This window comes from bacterium (assembly GCA_030649055.1).
In the GTDB taxonomy this organism is placed as follows: Bacteria; Patescibacteriota; Minisyncoccia; order UBA6257; family JAUSGH01; genus JAUSGH01.
In genome coordinates this window covers 1-4,251 of the sequence record JAUSGH010000017.1, presented here as the reverse complement: position 1 = coordinate 4,251, position 4,251 = coordinate 1, and the positions used below count along the sequence as shown (strand labels likewise).

The following is a 4,251-nucleotide window of genomic DNA, read 5'->3' as shown; positions in this document are numbered from 1 at the left end:
AACGAAATCGTGAAACGCGCGAAAGCCGCCGACGGCCAGCCAAAAGTGGCGCAAGCGGAAGAGGAAGGAGCGAAGGAGGAGTAAGTGCCCGTCCGTCATTGCGATCCGCCTAAGGCGGAGAAGCAATCTTACATTTATGTCATCCCCGCGAACGCGGGGATCCAGAGTCGGCGATAAGCTGGATTCCGGGTCAAGCCCGGAATGACAAAGCATCTCCATTTGCAAAACGCATTCTACAATGCTATTGTTTTTTCAGTTCCAGCGTCATGCGACGCCGGCATTCCATAGGCATCGACAACTGAAAAGGAGTTGACGATGAAGCAGGCCCTGGAGTTTGTGAGTCTCGCCGCACTGGATGCGCTCGGGAGTCCCGAAAACCTCACCGAAGCGCAACGGAACGCGCGCGTGACGGAGTGGCTGCAACGCGAGATCACCAGGTTCAACACCGCAGGGCTCCGCATAACCCTCGGTGGACTTCTGGAGAACGGGAATACGCTGATGCTCCTCTCGGAGCCGGCCAAGGGTGTCGAACAACGGTTCACTTGGACCAACCCAGACGGAGACGCGGATACGAACGAAGAGCACCTGTGGTGTAGCATGACGAGGGATGAGCGCTCCGCGCACGTGACCGCCGAAACTCAGTCCACGGTGCAACGGTGGAACGCGGAGGGCTACCACGTGGACTGCATGCTCTCTATGGAGGCCGGTGGAAATGCCGCGCTCATGTTCCTCTGCACGAAGGTGAGCGCCTAGACCTACAACAACGCGCGCCAAACAGCCCCACAGGGATTCTCCTGGGGGCTGTTTACAATTTCGGGCGCCAGGGTATACGCTATAAAAAGAAACACGCGGCAACCCATTTGAAAGGGAATCGTCATGAGATCGCGCACCGAAGTCATTGACCCGGAGGAACTCTGCGAGGATGTGGAAGGCATTGACGAGATGAGCGATGACGACAAGGAAACCGCCATGAAGCAGCGCCTCAATGAAAAAATTGAGGCATGGAACAAGAATGGCCTTTTCGTCACCTTCACTGGCGGCTCTCCACCGCCCGGCAAGATCAGCTTCTGCCTCGCAACAGCGGCAATCAAAACACCGCAACGGCTCATCGTCTGCCGGCTGCTCACCGCGGAAGAGGTTGCCGCAATCGACGCCGACAAACGCGATGGATTCTTGGCTTACCTGGAACATGTGGAAGTCGGAAAGATTGAGGCCGCGAACATCCGCGTGGATGCGCGCATCACATTCCCCGATGGGAACATGATCGCCATCACCACCGACAAATAAACCGCACCGGAACCGCAACGGCTCAACGAGTCACTCTCGTTGAGCCGTTCCCTTTTCCGTCCGCGCCGAACACCGAACATCCGACATCGGGCGAATCTATATCTTCAACAACCCCTCCAGCTTCTTCCCGTCTTTGACCGGCCCGATCAACGCAAGGTTCAACCCTTCATTCTTGAAAATGTCTTTTGCAACGCCTAATATATCCTCCGGCGTCACCGCGTGCATTTTTTTCAGCGCTTCTTCCGGAGTCTCAATCGGTTCCCGCACCACCTCCTGCCCGCCGTAATACATCGCCAAGGCATCGGACGTTTCAAGCCCAAGCACCGTTCTTCCCGAAAGGTGATCTTTCGCGCGCGCAAGCTCGGCTTCGGTCACCCGCAAGGTTGCTAACGTTTTCAATTCTTTAAGAATCGCGGTGACGACAATCTCAAGTTTTGAGTGTTCAACGCCGGCGGAAATTTCCAAGTACCCATGGTCAGTCAATAAATCCGCGCCGGCTTTCACGTAATACGCGGCGCCAAGTTCTTCGCGCACACGTTGAAACAACCGCGAGCTCATTCCCCCGCCCAATATGTCGGAAAGCACGTCCAGCGCATATCGCCGCTTATCAAACATAGAGAAAGCCCTCACGCCGATGACAAGGTGGGACTGGTCGGATTCTTTAAACTTCACGAATGTCGCCGGTTTCTTTTGCGCTTCTTTTACCACAAGCTTACCCTCTTTTTTCCCGACGGGCATTTCGCGAAAGGCATGCTCGATTTTCTTCATAATCTCCTTCTCGTTAAACGCTCCGGCAACAATAACAGAAGTCGCGTCCGCTAAATAATGCTTGCCGCGATAATTTAAAAAATGCTCGCGTGTCATCTCCCGGATCACTTCTTTGTTGCCACCCACATCCCACCCCGCCGGCTGATCGCCATACATCAGCTGTGTAAAAAGTTCCTGCACACGCCTCTGCGGCATATCTTCATACATATTGAGTTCCTCAATCACCACGCCTTTTTCTTTTTCGATTTCTTTCGGGTCAAAAATCGGATTCAGATACATATCCGAAATAATATCCAGCGCGGTATCCAGTTCGTGCGCCTGCACTTTAGCGTAATAACCGGTCCATTCCTGCGAGGTAAAGGCATTATATTCGGCACCGATGCCGTCAAGCTCTCCCGCGATATCCATCGCCGTCGGCCGCTTTTTGGTGCCCTTAAAACACATATGCTCCAAGAAGTGCGAAAGCCCGTTGATATCCTTGGTCTCGTACTTTGACCCTGCCTCCACAAGCACCAGCACTGTCACGGCTAAGGCGCCCTTTTGGGGAACGGTAATGATGCGGAGACCGTTATCCAATACAGTTCGGGAATATGTCTTTGTTTTTGCGGTTTTCATAATTATGAGCAATTCGCTACTTTTTAATTTCTAATTCCCAATATCTAATGCCTAATTATTGTATTCCTTCGACTCCGCTCCGCTTCGCTCAGGAAATAAAATATTTTTTACTCGCTGAGCCCGTCGAAGCGATACCGCAATTAGAAATTAGATATTAGAAATTAGTAATTAGCCATCTGCGCTATACGCCAAGTTTCTCTTTAAGATACGCGCCGAGTTTATCAATGGCGATTCTTTCTTGTAGCATCGTGTCCCTGTCCCGCACCGTCACCGCCTTATCATTCAGCGTATCAAAATCCACCGTTACGCAATACGGCGTACCAATTTCATCCTGCCGGCGGTAGCGCTTGCCGATACTTTGGGACTCGTCGTAGTCGGTAACGAAACTTGCCCGAAGCATGTCATACACTTCGCCCGCAACACCCGAAAGCTCTTCTTTTTTGGAAAGGGGCAACACCGCCACTTTATACGGCGCGAGCCATTTCGGAAATCGCATGACAACTCGCGTCTCACTCTCTCCTTCTTGAGCCGTCGGCGCATCCTCCTCATGGTATGCCTCAAGCATCGCGACCAGCACCGATCGGTCCACCCCCCACGTGGGTTCAATAACGTGCGGTAAGTATTTTTCGCCGGTTTCCGGATCGCTGTAACGCAAGTCCTCACCGCTTTTCTCCGCGTGATTCTTCAAATCAAAATCGCCGCGGTACGCCAAGCCATACAGTTCTTTACGGCCAAACGGGTATTCGTATTCAATGTCCACCGTGCGCTTGGAGTAATGCGCTCGCTCGCCATCCGGAATTTCCGCGAAGTGCAGTTTATTTTCGGCAATTCCCAAATGCGCGCACCACTTTTTCATTTCTTCTAGCCATGTTTCAACATGCGCAGTCCATTCCACGTCGGTTTTTGGCGGCTTAATAAAATACTCAATTTCCATCTGCTCAAACTCCCGCGTACGGAAAATGAAATTGCCGGGAGTAATTTCGTTGCGGAACGCTTTGCCCATTTGCGCAATGCCGAACGGCAACCGCTTACGCGTCGTATTCGCGGTAAGTTGAAAATTCACAAACATCCCCTGCGCGGTCTCGGGACGGAAATACGCCACATGCGCGCTGTCCTCCGCCGGCCCAAGAAATGTCTTTAACATCATGTTGAACTGGCGCGCAGCCGTAAGCTCGCCCCCGCAGTTCGGGCACTTTGTTGTATCCGGGGGCAACTGACTCACCTTCGCTGAAGCTTCGGCGAGCACGTCCGCGCGATACCGTTCATGGCATTTTTTGCACTCCACGAGCGGGTCGGTGAAGTTGGCAAGGTGCCCCGAGGCCTCCCATACTTTCGGATTCATCAAAAGCGCAGCGTCGATTCCCACCATATCCGTGCGCTGTTGCACAAACCTGCGCCACCACTCCTGCTTGATATTATTCTTCAACTCCACACCCAGCGGACCGTAGTCCCATGAGTTCTGAAGGCCACCATAAATTTCCGATCCGGGAAAGATAAAACCCCGCCTCTTCGCGAGGGAGGTGATCTTCTCCATTTTGTTTTCTTTTAACTGCGTTTTTTCTTTTGCCATGTTATTGATTC

Annotated in this window: 4 protein-coding genes; 2 read left to right on the top strand and 2 right to left on the bottom strand. The window is 52.6% G+C overall.

Features of this window, described 5'->3' with window-relative positions; all coding sequences use genetic code 11:
* The first annotated feature begins 315 nt into the window (after positions 1-315).
* Together Q7R85_03715 and Q7R85_03710 are read left to right on the top strand one after the other, a co-directional pair.
* Positions 316-753, top strand: coding sequence for a hypothetical protein (locus tag Q7R85_03715; GenBank protein ID MDO8585194.1), 438 nt, complete (start codon positions 316-318; stop codon positions 751-753).
* Between the two features lie 123 nt (positions 754-876).
* Positions 877-1,287 (top strand): hypothetical protein, encoded by a 411-nt coding sequence (locus Q7R85_03710; GenBank protein ID MDO8585193.1) that lies wholly within the window; start codon positions 877-879, stop codon positions 1,285-1,287.
* A 96-nt stretch (positions 1,288-1,383) separates the two neighbouring features.
* On the opposite strand, the gene Q7R85_03705 is transcribed toward Q7R85_03710, so the two are convergent.
* Both Q7R85_03705 and Q7R85_03700 read right to left on the bottom strand, forming a co-directional pair.
* Complete coding sequence (locus tag Q7R85_03705; GenBank protein ID MDO8585192.1) at positions 1,384-2,670, bottom strand: pitrilysin family protein; 1,287 nt, start codon at positions 2,668-2,670, stop codon at positions 1,384-1,386.
* A gap of 181 nt (positions 2,671-2,851) precedes the next feature.
* Positions 2,852-4,240 (bottom strand): glycine--tRNA ligase, encoded by a 1,389-nt coding sequence (locus tag Q7R85_03700; protein MDO8585191.1) that lies wholly within the window; start codon positions 4,238-4,240, stop codon positions 2,852-2,854.
* Positions 4,241-4,251 lie beyond the last annotated feature (11 nt).

Bases quoted from the DNA above. Each gene is read 5' to 3' on its own strand.
- Q7R85_03715 (MDO8585194.1), top strand. From the start codon at position 316: ATGAAGCAGGCCCTGGAGTTTGTGAGTCTCGCCGCACTGGATGCGCTC.
- Q7R85_03710 (MDO8585193.1), top strand. From the start codon at position 877: ATGAGATCGCGCACCGAAGTCATTGACCCGGAGGAACTCTGCGAGGAT.
- Q7R85_03705 (MDO8585192.1), bottom strand. From the start codon at position 2,670: ATGAAAACCGCAAAAACAAAGACATATTCCCGAACTGTATTGGATAAC.
- Q7R85_03700 (MDO8585191.1), bottom strand. From the start codon at position 4,240: ATGGCAAAAGAAAAAACGCAGTTAAAAGAAAACAAAATGGAGAAGATC.